The organism is Streptococcus intermedius SK54 = ATCC 27335 (assembly GCF_000413475.1).
Classification (GTDB): domain Bacteria; phylum Bacillota; class Bacilli; order Lactobacillales; family Streptococcaceae; genus Streptococcus; species Streptococcus intermedius.
Genome location: NZ_ATFK01000004.1, coordinates 128,666 through 151,673 on the forward strand (window position 1 = coordinate 128,666; position 23,008 = coordinate 151,673).

The 23,008-nt window shown below is 37.5% G+C and carries 19 protein-coding genes; 16 read left to right on the forward strand and 3 right to left on the reverse strand.

Annotated features, from left to right (window positions below; all coding sequences use genetic code 11):
- Window positions 1–10 precede the first annotated feature (10 nt).
- The 3 genes from HMPREF1654_RS06075 (at window position 11) to HMPREF1654_RS06085 (ending at window position 4,262) form a co-directional block, all read left to right on the forward strand.
- Window positions 11–682 (forward strand): MmcQ/YjbR family DNA-binding protein, encoded by a 672-nt coding sequence (locus HMPREF1654_RS06075; protein WP_003076268.1) that lies wholly within the window; start codon window positions 11–13, stop codon window positions 680–682.
- Window positions 683–777: 95 nt separating this feature from the next.
- Window positions 778–2,520 carry an ABC transporter ATP-binding protein gene (locus HMPREF1654_RS06080; RefSeq protein WP_003076407.1) on the forward strand — a complete coding sequence of 581 codons (1,743 nt, stop codon included), beginning with the start codon at window positions 778–780 and terminating at the stop codon, window positions 2,518–2,520.
- Window positions 2,520–4,262, forward strand: coding sequence for an ABC transporter ATP-binding protein (locus tag HMPREF1654_RS06085; RefSeq protein ID WP_003076650.1), 1,743 nt, complete (start codon window positions 2,520–2,522; stop codon window positions 4,260–4,262). Before HMPREF1654_RS06080 ends, HMPREF1654_RS06085 begins: the two co-directional genes overlap by 1 nt.
- 30 nt (window positions 4,263–4,292) lie before the next feature.
- Here HMPREF1654_RS06085 and HMPREF1654_RS06090 read toward each other — a convergent pair whose 3' ends face one another.
- Window positions 4,293–5,564, reverse strand: a complete 1,272-nt coding sequence (locus tag HMPREF1654_RS06090; protein WP_003076282.1) for an aminotransferase-like domain-containing protein — start codon at window positions 5,562–5,564, stop codon at window positions 4,293–4,295.
- Window positions 5,565–5,798: 234 nt separating this feature from the next.
- Between HMPREF1654_RS06090 and HMPREF1654_RS06095 the strand changes: the two genes are divergently transcribed.
- From HMPREF1654_RS06095 to HMPREF1654_RS06155, 13 genes are all read left to right on the forward strand, one after another.
- A complete protein-coding gene (locus HMPREF1654_RS06095; protein ID WP_003076528.1) occupies window positions 5,799–8,087 on the forward strand; it encodes a CAP domain-containing protein in 2,289 nt (762 codons plus the stop codon).
- 248 nt (window positions 8,088–8,335) lie between these two features.
- Complete coding sequence (locus tag HMPREF1654_RS06100) at window positions 8,336–8,674, forward strand: ATP cone domain-containing protein (RefSeq protein WP_003072637.1); 339 nt, start codon at window positions 8,336–8,338, stop codon at window positions 8,672–8,674.
- A gap of 148 nt (window positions 8,675–8,822) precedes the next feature.
- Window positions 8,823–8,999 (forward strand): 30S ribosomal protein S21, encoded by a 177-nt coding sequence (gene rpsU / locus HMPREF1654_RS06105; protein ID WP_000048054.1) that lies wholly within the window; start codon window positions 8,823–8,825, stop codon window positions 8,997–8,999.
- Window positions 9,000–9,412: 413 nt separating this feature from the next.
- Complete coding sequence (ylqF, locus tag HMPREF1654_RS06110) at window positions 9,413–10,264, forward strand: ribosome biogenesis GTPase YlqF (protein ID WP_003076572.1); 852 nt, start codon at window positions 9,413–9,415, stop codon at window positions 10,262–10,264.
- A complete protein-coding gene (locus HMPREF1654_RS06115; protein WP_003076831.1) occupies window positions 10,251–11,027 on the forward strand; it encodes a ribonuclease HII in 777 nt (258 codons plus the stop codon). Before ylqF ends, HMPREF1654_RS06115 begins: the two co-directional genes overlap by 14 nt.
- Window positions 11,028–11,115: 88 nt before the next feature.
- Window positions 11,116–11,673 carry a sugar O-acetyltransferase gene (locus tag HMPREF1654_RS06120; RefSeq protein ID WP_003076878.1) on the forward strand — a complete coding sequence of 186 codons (558 nt, stop codon included), beginning with the start codon at window positions 11,116–11,118 and terminating at the stop codon, window positions 11,671–11,673.
- 82 nt (window positions 11,674–11,755) lie between these two features.
- Window positions 11,756–12,598, forward strand: coding sequence for a DNA-processing protein DprA (gene dprA / locus HMPREF1654_RS06125; RefSeq protein ID WP_003076620.1), 843 nt, complete (start codon window positions 11,756–11,758; stop codon window positions 12,596–12,598).
- 85 nt (window positions 12,599–12,683) lie between these two features.
- A complete protein-coding gene (gene topA, locus HMPREF1654_RS06130) occupies window positions 12,684–14,777 on the forward strand; it encodes a type I DNA topoisomerase (RefSeq protein WP_014829675.1) in 2,094 nt (697 codons plus the stop codon).
- Window positions 14,778–14,832: 55 nt separating this feature from the next.
- Window positions 14,833–15,327, forward strand: coding sequence for a hypothetical protein (locus tag HMPREF1654_RS06135; RefSeq protein WP_003076981.1), 495 nt, complete (start codon window positions 14,833–14,835; stop codon window positions 15,325–15,327).
- Window positions 15,328–15,420: 93 nt separating this feature from the next.
- On the forward strand, window positions 15,421–16,755 hold the full coding sequence (gene trmFO / locus HMPREF1654_RS06140; protein ID WP_003076323.1) for a methylenetetrahydrofolate--tRNA-(uracil(54)-C(5))-methyltransferase (FADH(2)-oxidizing) TrmFO: 1,335 nt from the start codon (window positions 15,421–15,423) through the stop codon (window positions 16,753–16,755).
- Window positions 16,756–16,861: 106 nt separating this feature from the next.
- Window positions 16,862–17,686, forward strand: a complete 825-nt coding sequence (locus tag HMPREF1654_RS06145; protein WP_016670404.1) for an alpha/beta hydrolase — start codon at window positions 16,862–16,864, stop codon at window positions 17,684–17,686.
- Between the two features lie 18 nt (window positions 17,687–17,704).
- A complete protein-coding gene (locus tag HMPREF1654_RS06150) occupies window positions 17,705–18,445 on the forward strand; it encodes an esterase family protein (protein ID WP_003076787.1) in 741 nt (246 codons plus the stop codon).
- A gap of 27 nt (window positions 18,446–18,472) precedes the next feature.
- On the forward strand, window positions 18,473–19,633 hold the full coding sequence (locus HMPREF1654_RS06155) for an ATP-grasp domain-containing protein (RefSeq protein WP_003076666.1): 1,161 nt from the start codon (window positions 18,473–18,475) through the stop codon (window positions 19,631–19,633).
- A 485-nt stretch (window positions 19,634–20,118) separates the two neighbouring features.
- On the opposite strand, the gene xerS is transcribed toward HMPREF1654_RS06155, so the two are convergent.
- Window positions 20,119–21,189, reverse strand: coding sequence for a tyrosine recombinase XerS (xerS, locus tag HMPREF1654_RS06165; protein ID WP_003077056.1), 1,071 nt, complete (start codon window positions 21,187–21,189; stop codon window positions 20,119–20,121).
- A 195-nt stretch (window positions 21,190–21,384) separates the two neighbouring features.
- Complete coding sequence (gene ffh, locus HMPREF1654_RS06170; RefSeq protein ID WP_003076864.1) at window positions 21,385–22,959, reverse strand: signal recognition particle protein; 1,575 nt, start codon at window positions 22,957–22,959, stop codon at window positions 21,385–21,387.
- Window positions 22,960–23,008: the final 49 nt, after the last annotated feature.

Sequence of the window (23,008 nt, forward strand, 5' to 3'; positions counted from 1 at the left end):
AGTGAAGAACATGTTAGAGATATTTGAGAAATATCAAGCGAATCTAGAAAAATTACAGATTTTTGGTTTTAAAAAAAAGGAAAAAGGGCTTGTTTATTCTCAAGAAATAATGAATGGTGATTTTTGTTTGCGAATTCAATTACAGGGTGAAGAGTTAAATTATCAGGTAGTGGATCAAGAAACAGGCGATGAATATGTACAAGTCAAAATGGAGCAGATGACGGGTGAATTTGTTGGACAGGTTCGTGAAGCTTGTCAAGAGATTTTCCTGATGATTCGAACTAACTGTTTTGACGAAGTTGGCTTTCTTTATAAACAGAGTGGCCGCTTGCAAGATTATGTTGCAAAAACCTATGATGGAAAGCTGGAATACCTCTGGGAAAAGTCTTCCAGGAAGAGTTCTACCAAAGCTGGAGTTTTCCGTCATCAGGACAGTAAAAAATGGTATGGAGCCTTTCTGACTACAGATTGGTCTAAGTTTGAAGTAGATCGAAGTGGTACTATTGAGGTGCTTAATGTTAAGAATGACCATGTGGTAGAGCTAATTCAGAGAAAGGGAATTTACCCAGCCTTTCACATGAACAAAAAATATTGGCTTAGCCTGCCCTTGGATGACACTTTAAGAGATACAGAACTTTTTGCTCTTTTGGACGAAAGTTTTATATTAACCAAAAAGAAATGAGAAATACAGTTAGCTTGCACTGACTGTGTTTTGTTTTTTCTAGTAATTATGAAAAATAGTGTATAATGGTAATCAGCAATAATTGAGGAGAGAATATGAATCTTATCAGAAAATTAGGTTGGTTTTTCAATCTAGAAAGAAAGCGGTATATAATTGGAATTCTAGCCTTGTCTTTGGTTAGTGTTTTTAATTTAATCCCCCCTAGAGTAATTGGTGTGGTAATTGACCGTATTGCTAGTCGAAATCTAACATCAAACCAATTAGTTTTAAATCTTTCGGTTTTGCTTGCTTCGGCTTTTATTATGTATGCTCTTCGTTATCTTTGGCGTCTCTACATTTTTGGCACAGCAAATCATTTGGGGCGAATTTTGCGCTCTCGTCTCTTTGAACATTTTACTAAAATGTCTCCGTCTTTTTATCAAAAATATCGAACAGGAGATTTGATGGCGCATGCAACAAATGATATTAATGCAGTCGTGAGCGTGGCAGGTGGAGGCGTTATGTCGGCAGTAGATGCCACAATCACAGCTCTGGTAACGCTGTTGACTATGTTTTTTGTTTTAGACTGGCGCCTGACTTTGATTGCCACCTTACCATTGCCATTTCTTTCTTGGGGAACGAGTCTAATTGGGCGAAAAAATCATGAGAGTTTTAAGGCAGCCCAAGAAGCTTTTTCTGATTTGAACAATAAGGTGCAGGAAAGTGTTTCGGGGATTAAAGTGACTAAATCATTTGGCTATCAAATAGCAGAAAGTCAATCTTTTGCAAAAATAAATCAGGGTGTCTATGAGAAAAATATTTTAGCCGCAAAATATAATTCCCTATTTGACCCTATGGTGTTGATTTTCATCGGCTTATCTTATGCTTTAACCTTGATTTTTGGTGGACTGTTCATCTCTAGAGGACAATTTACAGTTGGAGAATTAGTAACATTTATCACTTATCTGGATATGTTAGTGTGGCCTTTGCAGGCAATGGGTTATCTTTTTAATATTAGCCAGAGGGGGGCAGTTTCTTATGAGCGGATTGAGCGACTGTTAGCAGAAAAATCTGATGTCAAAGAGACAAAAAGCCCTGTTTCCCCTATCCAAAACGGTCGCTTAGTCTATGATATTAAACGTTTTTCTTATGAGGAAACAGCAACTTTGTCCAATATTCACTTTTCGTTAGAAAAAGGGCAAACGTTAGGAATCGTAGGACAAACAGGTTCTGGCAAGACGACGCTTTTGCGCTTGCTTATGAGAGAACAGGATATTCAGGAAGGTGCTATTTGTCTGAATAATCATGACATTCGAGATTATACTTTAAATGATTTACGGAGCTTAATTGGCTATGTGCCGCAGGAGCAGGTTCTTTTTGCAATGTCAATTGCGGACAATATTCGTTTTGCAAATCCAAATTTGTCAGATGACGAAGTGATTCAAGCTAGTAAACTTTGTGGTCTTTATGAGGATATTATTGGCATGCCAGCAGGCTTTCATACGATTGTCGGTGAACGTGGGGTGTCGCTTTCAGGAGGTCAAAAGCAACGTTTAGCAATGAGTCGAGCACTTGTTCTTAAACCAGATATTTTAATATTGGACGACTCTTTATCTGCTGTTGATGCTAAAACAGAGCATTTGATTTTGGAAAACCTCAAAACAGAAAGAGACGATAAAACAACCATTATCACTGCGCACCGTCTATCAGCAATTGTTCATGCAGATTTGATTTTAGTGATGGAAAATGGACGAATTAAAGAACGGGGTACTCACCAAGAGTTATTAACTCAAAATGGTTGGTATGCACAAACTTATCATAAACAACAATTGGCAGAAAATCTAAAGGAGGATCGATAATGAGAAAACAAGTAACCTTTTATCGCCTTCTAACTTATATGTGGCGTTATAAATGGATTAGCATTTTGGCACTCGTTTTCATCTTTGCGACAACCTTGGTAACGACAACTTTGCCACTTTTAGCTCGCTATTTCATTGACCATTTTATTAGTCGTTATCAGATTATGACAGGTTTTTATGTTCTGATTATGTACTATGCTCTTTTTCTTTTGCGAGTGTTATTTACTTTCTTGGGACAATATTCTTTTGCGCGTGTGGCACATAGCATTGTTCGCGATTTGCGTCAAGAAAGTTTTGAAAATATTGAGTATTTAGGGATGGTCTATTTTGATCAGACCCCAGCAGGAGCGATTGTCTCCCGTTTGACAAATGATACACAAGCAGTAGCGGATATGTTTAGTAGTATCTTTTCAAGTTTTTTAAGCTCTGTTTTTATTCTTGTCGTAACATTGGTGACGATGTTTAGCTTGAATTGGCAATTGACAGGTCTTATTGTACTCTTTTTACCAGTCATGTTAGGTTCCATTTTGGTTTATCAACGCTTATCTGATCGTCTCCTCAAGCTTGTCAGAAGTAAACTTAGCGATTTGAATGTTAAGCTTTCTGAAAGTATTGAGGGAATGCGTATTATTCAGGCATTTGGTCAAGAAAATCGCTTAATAAAGGAATTTGAAACTATTAACGGTGAGCATTTGGATTATACAGTTCGCTATCTTAATATTAATAGCCTTTTTCTGCGGCCAGCCATGTCTTTGTTGAAAATTTTAGCTTATGCGGTCATTTTAGCTTATTTTGGTTTTACTTGGCAAATTGCAGGAGTAACAGCCGGAGTTATGTATGCCTTTGTCCAATATGTCAATCAGCTTTTTAATCCTTTGATTGATTTGATGCAGAATTATTCTGTTTTGCAAACATCTATGGTAGCTGCAGGCCGCGTTTTTGAAATCATGGACCGTAAGGATTATGAACCGAAGCAAACCAATTTACCGCTAGAGATTACAGATGGAAAGATTGAATTTCGTCATGTTTCTTTTTCTTATGATGGCAAGTATGATATTCTTAGGGATATCTCATTTTCGGTCAAACAGGGGGAGACAATTGCTTTTGTCGGTGCGACTGGGTCGGGCAAGTCCTCTATCATTAATCTCTTTTTACGTTTTTATGAGTTTGAGAGAGGTGAAATTTTAATTGATGATAAAAATATTAAAGATTACAGTCAATCTGAATTGCGCCGAAATATTGGCTTAGTTCTTCAAGAACCGTTTCTTTATCATGGTACCATTGCTTCTAATATTAAAATGTATCAAGAAAATCTAGGGAGAGAAGAGATTGTAGAAGCTGCTAAATTTGTTGATGCGCATGACTTTATCAGTCGGCTACCTGCAAACTATAATAGCCCAGTGACAGAGAGAGGAGCGACTTTTTCGAGTGGTCAAAGACAATTGCTAGCTTTCGCTAGAACAATTGCAAGCAAACCTAAAATCTTAATTTTGGATGAAGCAACCGCCAATATTGATTCAGAAACCGAAGAACTGATTCAATCTTCTTTGAGAAAAATGCGTCAAGGACGAACGACTATTGCCATCGCTCACCGGCTATCTACCATTCAAGATGCCAATTGTATTTATGTTATGGAGAAAGGCCGAATTATTGAATCTGGTACTCACGAAGAACTCTTAACTCTCAAAGGTACTTATTATAAAATGTACCAACTTCAAGCAGGTATGATGGGAGAGGAGTGATTTCTTAGAAAAAAGGAGCTTCGGCTCCTTTTATAAATATTTATTTAAATGGTGTAAGGTTTTTTCTAGATTTTCATATCTAATTTTTGCGTATTGATAAGGACAATCATGTATGTAACTTGATTCAAAAAAGTCCAAAGATAGATTGCTGTGTTTCAATGAACTTGTTGAAGCAAGGGAACGGAAATCAAAAAGTACGCCATCTGTTGTTAGTTGATAGGGAAGCACTAGAACCTCAGCTTCTAAGAGGCTTTGAGCCTTATCTTTTTCTGCTTCCAATCGGGACAGAAGTGCTAGACGATTTTTCTCAAACATAAGATTATCAATGTAAAGAGATAAGGCTTTTTGCATGATGAGATTGCTATCGTAGTCTACTGCTTTTTTATAAGCAATGAAAGCTGATTGAATATCCGATGGCAATAGTAGAGCTGTTATTCGTAAGGCGGGAAAAAGACTGGCAGAAAAAGATTTGATATAAATGACATGTTGGCTGTTGTCCAAGTAATGAAAGGTCAACTCATGCTTGCTGTCAAAGTCAGCTAAATAATCATCTTCTACGATATAAACATCATAAAGCTGAGCAAGACGAATGATTTCCTCTTTTTCTTTTCGGTTGTAAGAATGTCCTAAGGGATAATGAAATCGTGGAATAGTGTAGAAAAATTTGATATTCCTTGATTGGAAAATCCATTCTAACTCTTTTAGATTGATTCCTTCTGGAGTCCGTTCAATCGTTTGATAAGGAAGTTTCTGTACGGTTAGCAAATCGTTTATCCGATGATAGGTTGGTTGCTCAACTAGAATTTCCTGCTTTCCGTTCGGGAACGCAATTTGCGACAGAATATAAAGAGCTTGCTGGGTACCAGATGTTAGAACAATTTTAGCAGCAGAGGTGTAGATAGCCGCATCCAAAAGCAGTTGTTGAACCGAGTGGCGCAACTCCTCCAATCCCTCTTGCTGTGAATAGTAGTTAAAAAGATAATTTTCTCGACCGATGAGCGTTTCATTGAGACAAATTCGAAAATCTTCATAAATTTGGTGGCGGTCATCCCTGACAGATAATTCCATATCCTGCTGATCTTCCGGACTATTTTCTAAGACATAGTAGCCACTCTTTGGAACAGCATAGATGTATTTTTGATATTTTAATTCCATTAGTGCCTTCTGGGCTGTATCTTTGCTGCAATGATACTTATCTGCTAACTTACGAATAGAAGGAATCTTCTGCCCCTTGAGCAATTTCCCATTTTGAATATCTTGACGAATCCGATCTACGATACATTGATATTTAGATTTTGGCATCTTAACTGTCCCCGTACAGAAGAAATTTTCTCTATTGTAACTTATTTTTGCATCTATTACAATTGGGGAATAATCGCCTGTTAGGCATAGATTTTTTATCGAATAGTTTCAATAAATTATTTATGTAAAAGAAATTTAATCAAATAGTTATCTATGCAAGACATTAGTGGAATTGTAATTTAGGTTGAAATGTTTTATAATGAAAAGGAACAAGTAATATTAGGGGGATTTCTAATGGAGAGAAAAATAAAAAAATCAGTCGTTGCGACCGGCTTAGCTGCAACGACAATCATTTCAGGTAGTCTATCACATCCAGTAAATGCAGAAGAAGCAAAACCAAAATCCACTGAACCAAAGACATCTGAAAAAATTACAAAACCAGTTACAGAATCAGATGTTCAATCAGCAAAATTGGAAGCAAATGCTGCGAAAGTTCAGAAAGATACGCAACAGAAAGTTGTAGATCAAGTAAAAGAGGATGTAAATACTTCAAAGGAAGCAGTAGCAAATAACAAGAAAGCCGTAGCAGATGCAGAAACAGAAAAAAATGCAGCGACCTCAGAAGTGATTAGAACTGCAAAAGAAAAAGTAAAAACAGCAGAGAACACTGTTGCAACAGAGAAGAAGAAGGTTCAAGAAGCAAAGTGCTCGGAAGAAAAGGCAAAAGAAGCTGTTAAAAATCAAGAAAATATTGTAGCAGGGCAGCAATCACTTGTTGATGTTGCCCAACGTGAATTAGACACAGCTAAAACTCCAGTTGCAAATGAGGAACACGATCTTAACCGCGCAAAAGAAGAAGAAAAACAAGCGGAAAAGAATTTGGCAGAAAAGCAAAAAAATCTTGCTAAAGCGAAAGAAGAAATCGCTAATCTTCCTAAAGAAATCAATGCAGCTACTGAACAAGTTAAGCAAAGTGAGCAAAAAGTTGCAGAAAATCAAGCGGCTATTGATCAAAAATCTGCTGAAGTAGCCCGCGCTGAACAATCAGCTGCTAATAGAAGAAATGTTGACTTGAGTAAAGCAACCTATGGTGAATTTTTGCAACATGCTAAAACAAATGGAGCTAATCAAGCGATTCGTAATGCAGCTGCTGAAGCGCTAGCGACTTATGAAAGAGCTAAACATGAAGACGGTATTACAATTGGTTCTGATTCAACAAGCCCAGCAACTTTGGAAAATAATTTAAAAGCGATTGAATTGGTTAGGGCAATCAATACTTACCGTAGACAAGCTGGATTAAAGGAACTGTTGATTGATCCTTACAAAAATCCAGCCAGTCAAGTTCAAACTCTTTATTTTAGAAGAGCAAATTGGCATATGGGCAAATATTTTGGCAATGAAAACGTAGCCATTAATAGCTCTGTAAGAGGAGCGGTTGGCTACTGGTATAGCGAAAAGGCTCTGTATCAGCAAATCGCTGCACAATATGGACTTCCAATAGACGAAACAAAAATTGATGCTAATGCTATTTATATGAAAGTGGGTGCTGATGTTTTTGCACGAATCGGTCACTATGTCCAAATGATGGATAAAAACTTTAATTCGATTTCAGCAGCATATTATAGTAATCCAAATCCATATAATAATTTATATGAAGTTGGTTTCCACACAGCATCTAATGAACGTTTCAATAACGGTACACTTCTTAGCGCAGATGCTTATGAGCAAGCAATCCGTAATTTTGCTGGTGCTGCAAAAGCTGCAGATGAACAAGCAACAGTAGCTAAGAATCAATTAGCTATGTTGCGAGCTCAAAGAACAGGCTATGTATCTACTTTAAATATCCAAAAGGCAAAATTAGCAGACCTTCAAAAATTGGCTGCGAATCGTTCAGGAGCCCTTGCTACTGCAAACGCTGAGTTGATTACAGCAGAAGCGGCTTTGACAAAAGCGAAGCAAAATATTGCAACGAAAGAAGCAGCTTTGAAACGTGCAACTGCAATGATTGCATCACAGTTAGCGCCTAAACAAGCAGCATTAGCAAAAGAACAAAATTTGCTAGAAACTGCTAAAAATAAATTAGTAGAACTAAAGAAAGCCTTAATTATAGAAGAGTTAAACCTTGCTAAGGCAAAAGATGCCCTACAAACTAGTCAAATCAAGCTAAAAGAAGCTCAAAATAACTTGGAAAAATTACAAAATGCACCTCAAGCGCTTGAAGCAGCTAGAAAAGCTCTTCAAGCTACACAGGCTGTCTATGCTGCGAAGGTTAACATGTTAAAAGAAGAAGAAGCAAAACTGGATATTGTGCGTTCCATTTATACCAAGTTACAAGAAAACTATGAAAAATTACAAAGTCAACTCCCACCAAAATCTCAAAAGACAACAGGTGTAGAAGTACAAAAATTGCATTTATCTAGAACTTATCAACCCAAGCCATTGTTAGTTAGACAACAAAATAGCAATCAAAAAGTTCTACCTGCTACTGGTACTAAAACAAATCAAGTTGCTGCATTGGGATTGTTACTTGGATTGGGAAGTTTAGCTAGTGTTCGCCGTCGTAAAAGAGATAATGAAGATTAATTAGTTCAAGATTAAAAAAATTACTCATCCATTCTAAAGACATACACTTTGATTTTTGAGTGTTTGTCTTTTTTTAAAATTAAGATATTCAAATCACTGTTGAAGAAATAAAGTAAAGATTGGATAAACTATAGTTTTATCTAATAACTTTTTCAAAGTATCTATTATTTTGAGAATTGCCGAAAAAATAGTATAATGTCTTTATTGTACTATGTACACAGACTTAACTAAGTTTAAAGGAGTTTTTCATGCAAGTCATCAAACGTAATGGCGAAATTACTGATTTTAATCCAGATAAAATTTATCAAGCTATTTTGAAAGCGGCGCAAACAGTTTATGTTTTGACCGATGATTTACGTCAAAATTTAGCGCTTGTCACTAAAAAAGTAGTATTGGATTTAGAGGAAGCTGGCGTAGAACGAGCTACTATTAGTATGATTCAATCAATGGTAGAAAATCGCTTACTAGGTGCTGGTTATATTACGATTGCAGAGCATTATATTTCCTACCGCTTGCAACGAGATTTAGAGCGTAATGGCTATGGCGATCAGATCGCAGTCCATTTGCATTTTGAACAAATCCGATAAATTCTGGTTTAGCTTATAAGACGCAGTAGCTATCGATTTTTTCATTTTCTCCCAAAAACAGACACATTCGAGCAATTTCTAAGACTTGACAAGTGTATCTTAATATGATAGAATTTAAAGGATTTTAAACTTGAAGGGAGTGAAAATAATGTCAAAAACAGTAGTACGTAAGAATGAATCCCTTGACGATGCTCTTCGTCGTTTCAAACGTGCGGTTACTAAAGCTGGTACTCTTCAAGAAACACGCAAACGTGAATTCTATGAAAAACCTTCTGTAAAACGCAAACGCAAATCAGAAGCAGCTCGTAAACGTAAAAAATTCTAATAAATAGAAAAAGCAGGAATTCAATCCTGCTTTTTTGTGTCTTTTCATGTTGTACATCGCTTTACAAAAGGAAAAAAGAGTTTTATCAACTTTAGTATCCTCAGTATCCTCCTTTTTGATACTCGTATGAAGGAGGTTTTTGAAAATTGTTATAATTTTTTGACCATGATCTATTTCCTCTTGTTGTAGAGTTTGACAACAAGAGGAAAGAAATTGTTGATTATGTAACACGAATTCGCGAACTAATACTTTCATTTACCGATAAACAGGATAAAAAAGCTGTTTTGTATCATTCAAGTTGAAAATTGCCTTTTAAATTTGAAAGGTTTTTTTGAAGCCTCTATTTATCGCTGCGGATTATTTAAAATTCTGATATAATGAAGATGTTAGAATACTGTAAGAAAGAGGTTTTCATGGCTACTATTCAATGGTTTCCAGGTCATATGTCAAAGGCTAGGAGACAAGTTCAAGAAAATATCAAATTTGTTGACTTTGTGACGATTTTAGTAGATGCGCGTTTGCCATTCTCTAGTCAAAATCCTATGTTGACAAAAATCGTGGGTGATAAGCCTAAACTCCTTGTTTTGAATAAAGCAGATTTAGCTGATGCCCATTTAACGAAAGAATGGCGAAGATATTTTGAAAATCAGGGCATCAAAACATTGGCTATCAATTCTAAAGAACAATCAACCGTAAAAAAGGTCACAGAAGCAGCAAAATCTTTGATGAAAGAAAAAATCGCTCGGCAAAAAGAACGTGGGATACAAATCGAAACATTGCGGACTATGATTATCGGCATCCCGAACGCTGGTAAATCAACTCTGATGAACCGTTTAGCTGGGAAAAAAATCGCTGTGACTGGAAATAAACCAGGTGTTACCAAGGGGCAGCAGTGGCTCAAGTCTAATAAGGACTTGGAAATTTTAGATACTCCAGGGATTCTCTGGCCTAAGTTTGAGGATGAAAAAGTAGCTTTAAAACTCTCTTTAACAGGAGCGATTAAAGATGATGTACTGCCAATGGATGAAGTGACTATTTTTGGAATCAATTATTTCAAAGAACATTATCCTACTGAGCTTCAAGAGCGCTTCAAGTCAATGAATTTAAAAGATGAGGCTCCTGAAATTATTATGGATATGACACAAAAATTAGGGTTTCGCGATAATTATGACCGGTTTTATCAGCTTTTTATCAAAGAGATTCGTGACGGAAAAGTAGGGCGATATACATTGGATATGCTGGGAGATTTGAATGGCAACGATTAAAGAAATTCAGAAACAGTTGGAACAAGTCACTGGTTTGGATGACCCATTTTTTAAAGAGCTGGCTCATGATGAGCGGACTGGGGTAAAGAAATTGGTTGTTAAGCGTCGCAAAGCAATTCAAGACGAGTATGAAGAAGAGACTCGGTTGGAAAAAATGCTATGCTATGAAAAAGATTTGTATGCACAGGGTATAGAATGTATTGCCGGCATTGATGAAGTTGGTCGTGGTCCTTTGGCCGGTCCTGTTGTGGCTGCAGCAGTTATTTTACCTAAAAACTCTAAAATAAAAGGTCTCAACGATAGCAAGAAAATTTCTAAGAAAAAACATGAAACAATCTATCAAGAAGTGCTAAAGCAAGCGATTGCAATTGGCATTGGTATCAAAGATAATCAAGTTATTGATGAAGTGAATATCTATGAAGCAACGAAGTTGGCTATGATAGAAGCAGTTGGAAATCTTAAAATTACTCCACAACATCTTCTGATTGATGCCATGAAGCTAGATCTTCAAATACCACAGACATCTATCATCAAAGGAGATGCTAATTCACTCTCCATTGCGGCTGCTTCAATCGTAGCAAAAGTGACTAGGGATCGCATGATGACAGATTATGACTTAACTTATCCAGGTTATGACTTTGCACACAATGTTGGTTATGGAACTCAGCATCATTTAGAAGGATTGAAACGTAGAGGAATTACTCCTATTCATCGCAAAACTTTTGAACCAATTAAATCAATGATTAAAAAGATAGAAAACTGAAGATGATTATTAGTAAACTTTTAAACAACAATGTAGTCATTTCTGAAGAAAATCACCAATTATTTATCAAGAATGAAAAGGAAAATCAATGGCAACTGAATATGAAAAAATGATAGCGGGACAATTATACAATCCTCAAGATCCAGAATTACGCAGGCTTGTATCTCGTTCTCGCAAATTTCAATACACATTTAACGCAGAACGAGATGGCAAAAGAAGAAGTGCTTTAGTAAAAGAATGGCTTGGTTCTACTGGTGAAAGTATTTCTATGAAACCAAATTTTGTTTGCGATTATGGTATCAATATACATTTAGGTGAGAATTTCTACTCTAATTGGAACATAACTATGCTTGATGTCTGCCCGATTACAATTGGAAAAAATGCAATGTTTGGACCAAATTGTCAGCTTTTGACACCTCTCCATCCTTTGAATGCACAAGACCGCCTATCTGGGGTAGAGTACGGTGCACCGATTACTATTGGTGATAATTGCTGGGCTGGTGGGGGTGTAACGATTTTGCCAGGGGTGACACTAGGTGATAATGTCGTTATCGGGGTGGGATCAGTTGTAACTAAATCTTATGGTGATAATGTTGTTTTAGCAGGAAATCCAGCTCGAATTATTAAAGAATTAGATAAAATGTAAAAAACGAGAAATTCTCGTTTTTTCATTTCTTTTACGAATAGTATCTTTGAAAGATATTAATGAAAGTAAAAGGAATGAAAAAATGAATAATTTTGATATTTATAAATTAAAAGAAGCCGGCTTGACAAACCAACAAGTTATCAATGTATTAGAATATGCTGAAATACATGAAAAAGATTTGTCTGCCAAAGACATGGCAGTTGTTTCCGAATGCCGTAATCCTGCTCTTTTTATTGAAAAATATTTGCAGTTAGATGATGATTTATTACGTCAAGAATTTGAGAAATTCCCATCTTTTTCTATCTTGGACGATGTATATCCTTGGGATTTGAGTGAAATTTATAATCCACCCGTTCTTCTTTTTTATAAAGGTAATTTGGATTTGCTAAAATTACCTAAAGTGGCTGTTGTAGGAAGTCGAAATAGTAGCCGAGTAGGCAGTCAATCTGTTCAAAAGATTATTAAAGAGCTAAACAATGAATTGGTTATTGTGAGTGGTTTAGCACGCGGAATTGATACCTCGGCTCACATGGCAGCATTGCAAAATGGTGGTCGAACAATTGCAGTTATCGGAACGGGCCTAGATGTGTTTTATCCAAGGGCGAATAAGAAACTCCAATCGTATTTGGGAGAACATCATCTAGTGCTTAGTGAGTATGGTCCTGAAGCAGAGCCATTAAAATTTCATTTTCCAGAGCGTAATCGGATTATAGCAGGATTGTGTAGAGGGGTTATTGTCGCTGAAGCTAAAATGCGCTCAGGCAGCCTTATTACTTGTGAGCGAGCAATGGAAGAAGGGCGAGATGTATTTGCTATTCCAGGGTCAATTTTAGATGGAAGAAGTGATGGCTGTCATCATTTGATTCAGGAGGGAGCAAAATGTATCACATCAGGGTCTGACGTACTTTCTGAATTCCAGTTTTAAAACAAGTTCTCCTATAAGAGAATGCTACTAGTTGACATCTTGAAAAAAATAGTTTAAACTCTATGAGGTTTATTACTTTTAGAAGGTGTTTAGATTGGCAACAAAAACAAAGAAAAAAACAATAGCTAAAAAAAATCTGGTGATTGTAGAGTCGCCAGCTAAGGCAAAAACAATTGAAAAATATTTAGGACGGAACTACAAGGTTTTAGCTAGCGTAGGTCATATTCGAGATTTGAAAAAATCTACGATGTCCGTTGATTTTGAAAATAATTATGAGCCAGAATATATCAATATTCGTGGAAAGGGTCCTCTTATCAATGACTTGAAAAAAGAAGCTAAAAAGGCTAAACAAGTCTATCTTGCGAGCGACCCAGATCGAGAAGGAGAAGCTATTTCTTGGCATTTGGCTCATATTCTAAATCTGGATGAACATGATAAAAATCGCGTTGTTTTCAACGAAATTACGAAAGATGCAGTTAAAAATGCTTTTAAAGAACCACGTCAAATTGATATGGATTTGGTAGATGCTCAACAAGCTCGTCGTGTACTTGACCGTATTGTAGGGTATTCTATTTCTCCGATTCTCTGGAAAAAAGTCAAGAAGGGGTTATCGGCTGGACGTGTACAATCTGTTGCTTTGAAGCTCATCATTGATCGTGAAAACGAAATTAATGCTTTTAAGCCAGAAGAATATTGGACGATTGATGGAACGTTCAAGAAAGGTGCTCGGCAATTTCAAGCAAGCTTTTATAGTATAAATGGCAAGAAAATGAAACTTGCTACCAACGATGATGTCAAAAATGTCCTTTCTCAAATCAAGAGTGATGAATTTACCGTAGAAAGTGTTGAGAAAAAGGAACGCAAGCGCCATGCTCCACTACCTTATACTACATCATCTATGCAGCAAGACGCTGCTAATAAAATCAATTTCCGAACTCGGAAAACTATGATGGTCGCTCAACAGCTCTACGAAGGAATCAATATTGGTTCGGGTGTGCAAGGTTTGATTACTTATATGCGTACAGATTCTACTCGTATTAGCCCAGTGGCTCAAAATGAAGCTGCGGCTTTTATTACAGAGCGTTTTGGCGAAAAATATTCTAAACATGGTAGTAGAATTAAAAATTCTTCTGGTGCACAAGATGCTCATGAAGCGATTCGTCCATCGAGTGTGTTCAATACTCCCGAAAATATTGCTAAATATCTAGATAAAGATCAATTAAAATTGTATACATTGATTTGGAATCGGTTTGTGGCTAGTCAAATGACAGCAGCGGTATTTGACACTATGAGTGTGAAATTAGAGCAAAATAGTGTTCAGTTTGCTGCAAGTGGTAGTCAAGTTAAATTTGACGGTTATCTAGTTATTTACAACGATTCTGATAAGAATAAAATGTTACCTGAGATGGAAAAAGGTGACATAGTGAAGCGAGTTAACACCAATCCTGAACAGCATTTTACTCAACCACCAGCACGTTATTCAGAAGCAACTTTAATTAAGACCTTGGAGGAGAATGGCGTTGGGCGCCCATCAACTTATGCACCAACGATTGAAACTATTCAAAGACGCTACTATGTAAAACTAGTTTCCAAACGCTTTGAACCAACCGAATTGGGAGAAATTGTGAATTCATTGATTATTGAATTCTTCCCAGATATTGTCAATGTGAAGTTTACCGCTGATATGGAAGCCAAATTGGATGATGTAGAAGTCGGAAAAGAACAATGGCAAAAGGTTATTGACGAGTTTTACCAGCCTTTTGAAAAGGAAGTAGCTAAGGCTGAGACTGAAATGGAGAAAATCCAAATCAAGGATGAGCCAGCTGGTTTTGATTGTGAAGTTTGTGGAAGTCCTATGGTTATCAAGTTGGGGCGTTATGGTAAATTCTATGCTTGTAGCAATTTCCCTGATTGTCACCATACCAAAGCTATTGTCAAAGAAATAGGCGTAGAGTGTCCTAAATGTCATCAAGGACAAATTATTGAGCGTAAAACCAAACGAAACCGCCTTTTCTATGGCTGCAATCGTTATCCAGATTGTGATTTCACGTCCTGGGATAAACCAGTTGGCCGTTCTTGTCCAAAATGTGGTCAATACCTTGTCGAAAAGAAAGTTCGTGGTGGAGGCAAGCAAGTTGTCTGCAGCAACGGGGATTACGAAGAAGAAAAAGTAAAATAGTTTTTACATAATTTATATTACGTAAAACAATCTTCTGAAGAAGAGGTACAGCTTTATGACAGATAAATTTGCAGAATTTCTAAAAATCGCGTCTCAACTGAACAAGATGGGAATTATTCCACTTCTGATGGGCTCCTTGGGGCTGGAACAGGTTACTGGACAAGATTGGCAAGCGCGTGATATTGATATTCATGTTCATGGTGATGAGCGTGGCTGGGAAGCACCAGATGAAGAGCGTATTTATGATATGGACAAGATTGAACCAATGATGGAGCGCTTGGGCTATCGCTTAGTCGATCTGCACGAACACGAATTTCAAAAAGAAGATTTATCTATTGAATTTGGAGCCATGGAAACCTTGGAGGCGTTTTCGGGTGTACCAATAGCGGAGCTGACTCGAAGAGAAGTAGAAGGTGTTCAGTTTCTACTGCCAACTGCAGAGCAATTTTTAGCTATCTACCGTGCTTCTTCACGAGATTCTTACCGAAATGAAAATAACAATCATAAGGATTTTGCTAAGATTGCTTACTTGGAAAAAATGACAAAATGATGGACAGGCGGGAATCCTCCTGTCTGTCTTTTTTACTATCTTTTTGTTATAATGGTCAGAGTGAAAATCTAGAAATATCCAAGGGAGAGTATCATGTCATTATCCTATATCAATGTTATCGGTGCTGGTCTGGCTGGCAGTGAAGCGGCTTACCAGATTGCTAAACGTGGAATCCCAGTCAAACTCTATGAAATGCGGGGTGTCAAGTCGACGCCTCAACACAAGACTGCGGACTTTGCAGAACTGGTCTGCTCTAACTCTTTGCGAGGAGATGCGCTGACTAATGCAGTCGGTTTGCTTAAGGAAGAAATGCGACGGTTGGACTCGGTTATTTTAAAGTCAGCAGAAGCGACTCGCGTTCCGGCCGGTGGTGCTTTAGCAGTTGGTAGAGAAGGTTTTTCGAAGATGGTGACGGATCAAGTAATCAGCCATCCACTAATTGAGGTCATTCGTGAAGAAATCACCGAAATTCTGGAGGATGCTATCACAGTCATTGCAACAGGGCCCTTGACCAGCGATGCTTTGGCAGAAAAAATCCATGCGCTCAATGGAGGCGACGGTTTTTATTTCTATGACGCAGCAGCGCCAATCATTGATGTCAATACCATCGATATGACCAAGGTCTATCTCAAATCTCGTTATGATAAGGGCGAAGCGGCCTATCTCAACGCGCCGATGACCAAGCAAGAATTTATGGATTTCCATGATGCTTTGGTCAATGCTGAAGAAGCACCGCTCAATTCCTTTGAAAAAGAAAAATACTTTGAAGGCTGTATGCCTATTGAAGTTATGGCCAAGCGAGGCATTAAAACCATGCTTTATGGTCCGATGAAGCCGGTTGGTTTAGAGTATCCAGATGACTACCAAGGGCCTCGAGATGGTGAATATAAGACGCCATACGCTGTGGTGCAGCTCCGTCAGGATAATGCAGCAGGCAGTCTTTACAACATCGTCGGCTTCCAAACTCATCTCAAGTGGGGCGAGCAAAAGCGGGTCTTTCAAATGATTCCTGGCCTTGAGAATGCAGAATTTGTCCGCTATGGTGTCATGCACCGCAACTCCTATATAGACTCTCCAAATCTGCTGGAACAGACTTTCCGATCTAAGAAACAGCCAAATATTTTCTTTGCAGGTCAAATGACTGGAGTTGAAGGCTATGTCGAATCAGCGGCTTCTGGTCTGGTTGCTGGTATCAATGCCGCTCGACTCTTCAAAGGAGAAGAAGCACTTGTCTTTCCAGAAACAACAGCTATTGGCAGCTTGCCTCATTATGTTACCCATGCTGACAGCAAGCACTTCCAACCTATGAATGTTAATTTCGGCATTATCAAAGAACTGGACGGCCCTCGGATTCGTGACAAGAAAGAGCGCTATGAGAAGATTGCTGAACGAGCGTTGGCAGATTTAGCGACCTATTTAGATAAATAGACCGGCATTTTACTTAAGAGCTCAAAAAAATTAGGAAATCCCTAACTTTTTTGCTTAATTTATGATATAATAAATAAAATTTTTGAAAATAGAAAGTTTTCTGAAAATGAATAAATCCTATTTCTACCTCGATATGAAAACACATGAATTGATAGTTCCATACACCAAACAAAAGCGACGTGTACGTGTTCTACTTCCTAAAAACTATGCCAAAGATACTAAAAAGACTTATCCAGTCGTCTATTTTCACGATGGGCAAAATATCCTTTACAGTAAGGAGTCTTACAGCGGTCATTCTTGGAAAGTAATTCCAACGATTAAGCGCAATCCAGATATTGAGAAAATGATTGTTGTGGCCATTGACAATGATGGACCACGGCGGATGGATGAATATTCTGCTTGGAAATTTGAGGAGTCCAATATTCCTGGTGTTCAGTTTGGTGGCAAGGGCACGGAGTATGCAGAGTTTGTTATGGATGTCGTCAAACCTTTTATTGACGAAAACTATCAAACTAAGGCTGACCGTCAGCATACAGCTATGATTGGGTCTTCATTGGGAGGCAATATTACCCAGTTTATAGGCATTGAGTATCAGGAACGAGTCGGTTGTCTGGGTGTTTTTTCATCGGCTAACTGGCTCCATCAGGAAGCTTTTGACCGTTATATAGAGCGTCAGAAGTTACAATCTGACCAGCGAGTTTTCATTTATGTCGGAACGGAAGAAGCGGATGATACAGATAAGACACTTATGGCAGGTAATATCAAGCAAGCCTATATCGACTCCTCGCTCACTTATTACCGCCAGTTGATTGCTGCTGGTGTTAAACTTGACAATCTGCAAATCAAAATCCAGTCAGGAGCCATTCACAATGAGATAGATTGGGCAAAGAATTTGCCTGATTGTCTCCGTTTTATCAGTGAGAAGTGGTAAGATAAAAGGAGAAAGCGCATGTATGTAGAATTGTTAAGTCATTGGAGCGGCAATCTGGGGCGAGAAATATATATAAATCGCTATGGCCATGCTGGTATTCCAGTAGTGGTATTTGCTTCATCGGGTGGCAGTCACAATGAATATGCTGATTTCGGAATGATTGAGGCTTGCTCATGGTTTATCGAGACGGGGAAGATACAATTCTTTACTTTAAGTAGCGTAGATAGTGAAAGCTGGTTAGCTGACTGGAAGCATCCTCAAGATCGAGCAGAAATGCATCGTGCTTATGAGCGATATGTCATCGAAGATGCTATTCCTTTTATCAAGTACAAGACTGGATGGTTTGATCCGGTGATGACGACCGGTTGCTCTATGGGAGCTTATCACGCCGTTAATTTCTTCCTCCAACATCCAGATGTTTTCAATAAAGTGATTGCCCTTAGTGGAGTCTATGATGCTCGCTTTTTTGTCGGTGACAATCTGAATGATGAAGCAATTTATCAGAACTCGCCAGCTGACTATATCTGGAACCAAAATGATAGTTGGTTTATGGACCGTTACCGTCAAGCAGATATCATTATTTGTACCGGCCTAGGCAGCTGGGAACAAGACGGGCTTCCATCTTTCTATACTCTCAAAGAGGCTTTTGAGCACAAAAATATTCCAGCTTGGTTCTCTGAGTGGGGGCATGATGTGGGGCATGATTGGATATGGTGGCGTAAGCAAATGCCGTATTTCTTGAGCCAGTTAAATCTTTAAGATATCAAGTAGAGAGGAAATTTTATCATGAATTATATTGTTATTTCACCTTATTATCCGCAAAATTTTCAACAATTTACTGTTGAGCTTGCAAACAAAGGAATTACTGTTTTGGGCATTGGGCAGGAACCTTATGATCAACTAGATCAACCTTTGAAAAATGCTCTAACAGAATATTTTCGGGTGGAAAATCTTGAAAATCTCGACGAAGTTAAACGCGCTGTAGCATTCCTTTTTTACAAGCATGGGCCAATTGACCGTATTGAGTCGCATAATGAATATTGGTTGAATCAAGATGCTCAACTACGTGAACAGTTCAATGTTACTGGACCAAAACCAAAAGACTTAAAAAAGACGAAATTTAAGTCTGAAATGAAGAAACTCTTCAAAAAGGCAGGCGTGCCAGTCGTTCCAGGGCAGATTGTAAAAACCTTGCAGGCAGTTGACATGGCTGTTAGCAAGATTGGGCTTCCGTTGATTGCCAAACCAGACAATGGTGTTGGAGCAGCAGGAACCTATAAACTTGAAACTACTGAAGATATTGAACAATTTAAACAAAAATGGGACAAGCAAACCGTTTATTTCTTTGAAAAATTCGTTGATTCTGGACAGATTTGCACATTTGACGGGTTACTAGATTCCAAAGGCAACATTGTATTTTCAACAACTTTTGATTATGCTTATACTCCTTTAGATTTAGTATTAAATCATTATGAAAATTCGTATTATATTATAAAAGACATGGAGCCTAAATTACGTCAATATGGTGAAGCTATCGTTAAAGTGTTCGGCATGAAAGAGCGGTTCTTTCATATTGAATTTTTCCGTAATGGAAATGATTATATTGCTATTGAATACAATAACCGCCCCGCAGGTGCTTTTACTATTGATTTATATAACTTTGCGCATTCGATTGATCTTTATCGTGGATATGCAGCTGTTGTAAACGGTGAACCTTTCCCACAGTCTCAAGTAGAAACACAATATGGCTTGGTGACTGCTCGTCGTTCAACCTCAAATTATGTATATTCAGAAGAAGAGTTGCGTGAAAAATACGGTGATAAATTAAAAGCAGTAAAAATTATGCCACAGGCTTTTGTTGACTTACAAGGAGATATTCATTATATTCTGACGACACCAAATCGATCTGAAGTCGATCAAATGATAGAGGATTTTGGAAAAAAGTAGAAAAACAATATTTTTTAGTTTAAATGGAATGAAATTCTAAAATTACATTCCTTGCCATTATTTTTAAAGATGCGAGACCAATTTAAGATCTTCTCATTCGTCAAAGCATTGGGACCATTATGTATAAAAGCAGAATCTAGGATGTAATAACTAAGAAATTACTGGTAAGGGGTTTTTGCGGAAATGTGTTGTTTTATACACAGAAGATACCAATCTATTTGAGGTCTGCGCCTCAAACTTTAATATTGTTGAAGAACTGCCTGATTTATGGAATTTCAGGGGTATCAAGAATGTAGACGTAGCAGCAGTAGAGGACGTGCTACATGATATTAAAAATACAAATATGAAGATATTTTGAAAATTTTAGAACAATGCTGTTGTTATTGTGTGAGAACCAAAAAATTAGCTCTTACATTAAAAATTAGAGCCAATTTTTGTAATTATTTTACAGAACAAAATATTGCATAATATTAGTTATGTAATATTTATAATTTATCTAATGCATTCTTTTGCTCATCATTAACGATATGGGTATAGAGGTCAGTGACCTGAGTACTAGCATGACCTAGCTGATGGCTAACCAAGACCTGGGACTTGGTCGCATCATAAAGCCTAGTAGCTAGAGTGTGGCGGAGTTTGTGAGGAGTCACTCGAACTTTAAAATTTTCAGAATACTTGGCAACCATCTTTTCTACACTAGATGCGTCAATCCGATTGGGGACTCCTCTATATCCTGTCAAAAAGAAGGCAGTATCGGATTTCTCAGTTTTATAGCGTTTGGATCGAATCTCCAAATACCTTTCTAAATAAGGTTTAGCGAAAGATGCAATATTAACAGAATCTCTTTTCCCACCTTTACGAGTAACTTCAATGACCATTATTTTCAGATTGAGGTCTTTCAAATCAAGATTTACTGCCTCGGATAGACGAATACCAGATGCAAGAAGTAGTGCTATCATCGCCAAATCTCTCTCTTTATTTTTGTTGAAAGAGGAGAGGGCACGGTTAGATAAACTTTTAGGATATTCTTCATCAATATAATTCAAAAATTGTTCAGTTTCCGTGCCTAAAAAGAGTTTTTGTTTAATATTTTCAGCTCGTGCAGCTAAAGTTTCTTTCTTTTTCTTAGTGGACACTTTTTTCATAACATTACGGTAAAAATAAGGCTCCCCATTCTCATTTTCCACCTCTTCAGTTAAATATTTATAAAGGCTAGAGAGAGCTGAAAGAGTGCGGTTAATAGTTGTTTGAGATACTCCGTTTTGCGTGGTATTAGCATTAAGCAGCGGTCGTTCCCGTAAGTAAAGGATAAATGATTCCATATCTTTTTTAGTCATATTTTCCAACACCGATAAAGGAATTTCTGCAATTTGTGAGACATCAGTAATTCCAGAGTCTAAAATCCACTGAAAAAAACGATTGTATTCTTTAAGATATTCATATAAGGTTGTAAAACTGTATGGAACAGTTAATTTAGATTGATAATATTCCAAAACATACCAGGGGAGAATAGTCTTTAGTTTTTCAATTCTTTCTAAAAGTAGTTCACGCTTCATAAAGGATCTCCATTATTTTATTCTATATAAGAAGTATAGCATAGCTCTATATTTTTTTCAAGAAAATTATAGTTTTTCGGAAAGATGTTAGAGAGATTACCTATAAAACAATCATCCCAAAGATGTTATGTTGCTAGAATATATAAAAAATAAGCCGATGCGCAATTTTTGAACGACTTATTTTTTTGTATTTGATTATTTCCGCTTTTTCTTAGCCTTTTTCATTTTATTTGCCATGCGTTTCATAGCTTGTTTAGTTGCAAATTCACCAATTTTTCCCTTAAGTCCACCACCAAACATTTGGCTCATATCCGGCATGCCAGTGCCTCCTAAACTTGACATATCTGGCATACCACCTTGCCCCATCATACCTTCTAGAGCTGTCATATCTGGTATTCCTCCTTCGCCAGGCATGTTCTTAGGCATATTGTTGGGGTTTAGTCCCATTTGCTTCATCATCTTATTCATATCACCAGACATGACACCCTGCATGACAGATTTGGCTTGATTAAAGTCCTTGATAAACTTATTAACTTCGACGAAGCTATTACCAGAACCTGCAGCAATCCGACGGCGGCGACTTGGGTTGAGAAGATTGGGGTTTTCTCGCTCAGCTGGTGTCATGGATGATACAATGGCACGTTTGCGAGCAATTTCATTTTCATCTACCTTAAAATTCTTCATGGCAGGATTATTGGCCATACCAGGAATCATCTTTAGTAGATCTTCCATTGGGCCCATATTTTGAACCTGATCTAGTTGGTCAATGAAATCATTAAAATCAAAGGTATTTTCTCGCATTTTTTCAGCCATCTCAAGTGATTTTTGCTCATCGTATTCTTGAGAGGCTTTTTCAATCAGAGTCAGCATGTCTCCCATGCCTAAAATCCGACTAGACATTCGATCTGGGTGGAAAGTTTCAATGTCTGTAATTTTTTCCCCAGTACCAGTAAACTTAATCGGTTTACCAGTAATTTGGCGGACGGATAAAGCGGCACCACCACGTGTATCGCCATCAATCTTAGTCAGAATAACCCCAGTTACTTCTAACTGATCATTAAATTCACGAGCTACATTGGCAGCTTCTTGCCCAATCATGGCATCGACAACCAAGAGAATTTCATTTGGTTGAGCAAGTACTTTGACATCACGCAGCTCATTCATGAGTTTCTCATCGATTTGCAGACGACCAGCTGTATCAATCAGCACATAGTCATTGTGATTAGCCTTGGCTTGCTCCAGACCTTGACGAACAATCTCGATTGCTGGTACTTCTGTTCCTAACGAAAATACTGGTACATCAATTTGTTGACCAAGAGTTTTGAGCTGATCAATAGCTGCCGGACGATAAATATCAGCAGCAATCATCAAAGGTCGAGCAGCTTCTTCTTTCTTAAGTTTATTGGCTAATTTTCCTGCAAATGTAGTTTTACCAGCCCCTTGGAGACCGACCATCATGATAATGGTTGGAATTTTAGGAGATTTGATAATTTCTGCTGTATCAGAACCTAATACAGTGGTCAATTCTTCGTCAACAATCTTGATAATTTGTTGAGCAGGATTTAATGTATCAATAACTTCGTGTCCGACAGCACGCTCGCGAACTTTTTTGATAAAGTCTTTGACAACTGGTAAAGCTACATCGGCTTCCAAGAGTGCCATACGAATTTCTTTGGTCGCTTCTTGGACATCACTCTCTGAAATTTTTCCTTTTCTTCGTAGATTTTTAAAGACGTTTTGTAAACGTTCGGTTAAACTTTCAAATGCCATAAAATGTATTTCTCCTGGTTAATGATATTGATTTGTGCGTATTTTTTTA

Bases quoted from the DNA above. Each gene is read 5' to 3' on its own strand.
- HMPREF1654_RS06135 (WP_003076981.1), top strand. From the start codon at position 14,833: ATGACAGATAAATTTGCAGAATTTCTAAAAATCGCGTCTCAACTGAAC.
- HMPREF1654_RS06085 (WP_003076650.1), top strand. From the start codon at position 2,520: ATGAGAAAACAAGTAACCTTTTATCGCCTTCTAACTTATATGTGGCGT.
- HMPREF1654_RS06075 (WP_003076268.1), top strand. From the start codon at position 11: ATGTTAGAGATATTTGAGAAATATCAAGCGAATCTAGAAAAATTACAG.
- HMPREF1654_RS06100 (WP_003072637.1), top strand. From the start codon at position 8,336: ATGCAAGTCATCAAACGTAATGGCGAAATTACTGATTTTAATCCAGAT.
- ylqF (WP_003076572.1), top strand. From the start codon at position 9,413: ATGGCTACTATTCAATGGTTTCCAGGTCATATGTCAAAGGCTAGGAGA.
- dprA (WP_003076620.1), top strand. From the start codon at position 11,756: ATGAATAATTTTGATATTTATAAATTAAAAGAAGCCGGCTTGACAAAC.
- HMPREF1654_RS06115 (WP_003076831.1), top strand. From the start codon at position 10,251: ATGGCAACGATTAAAGAAATTCAGAAACAGTTGGAACAAGTCACTGGT.
- trmFO (WP_003076323.1), top strand. From the start codon at position 15,421: ATGTCATTATCCTATATCAATGTTATCGGTGCTGGTCTGGCTGGCAGT.
- rpsU (WP_000048054.1), top strand. From the start codon at position 8,823: ATGTCAAAAACAGTAGTACGTAAGAATGAATCCCTTGACGATGCTCTT.
- HMPREF1654_RS06080 (WP_003076407.1), top strand. From the start codon at position 778: ATGAATCTTATCAGAAAATTAGGTTGGTTTTTCAATCTAGAAAGAAAG.
- HMPREF1654_RS06090 (WP_003076282.1), bottom strand. From the start codon at position 5,564: ATGCCAAAATCTAAATATCAATGTATCGTAGATCGGATTCGTCAAGAT.
- HMPREF1654_RS06155 (WP_003076666.1), top strand. From the start codon at position 18,473: ATGAATTATATTGTTATTTCACCTTATTATCCGCAAAATTTTCAACAA.
- HMPREF1654_RS06120 (WP_003076878.1), top strand. From the start codon at position 11,116: ATGGCAACTGAATATGAAAAAATGATAGCGGGACAATTATACAATCCT.
- HMPREF1654_RS06145 (WP_016670404.1), top strand. From the start codon at position 16,862: ATGAATAAATCCTATTTCTACCTCGATATGAAAACACATGAATTGATA.
- HMPREF1654_RS06150 (WP_003076787.1), top strand. From the start codon at position 17,705: ATGTATGTAGAATTGTTAAGTCATTGGAGCGGCAATCTGGGGCGAGAA.
- xerS (WP_003077056.1), bottom strand. From the start codon at position 21,189: ATGAAGCGTGAACTACTTTTAGAAAGAATTGAAAAACTAAAGACTATT.
- ffh (WP_003076864.1), bottom strand. From the start codon at position 22,959: ATGGCATTTGAAAGTTTAACCGAACGTTTACAAAACGTCTTTAAAAAT.
- HMPREF1654_RS06095 (WP_003076528.1), top strand. From the start codon at position 5,799: ATGGAGAGAAAAATAAAAAAATCAGTCGTTGCGACCGGCTTAGCTGCA.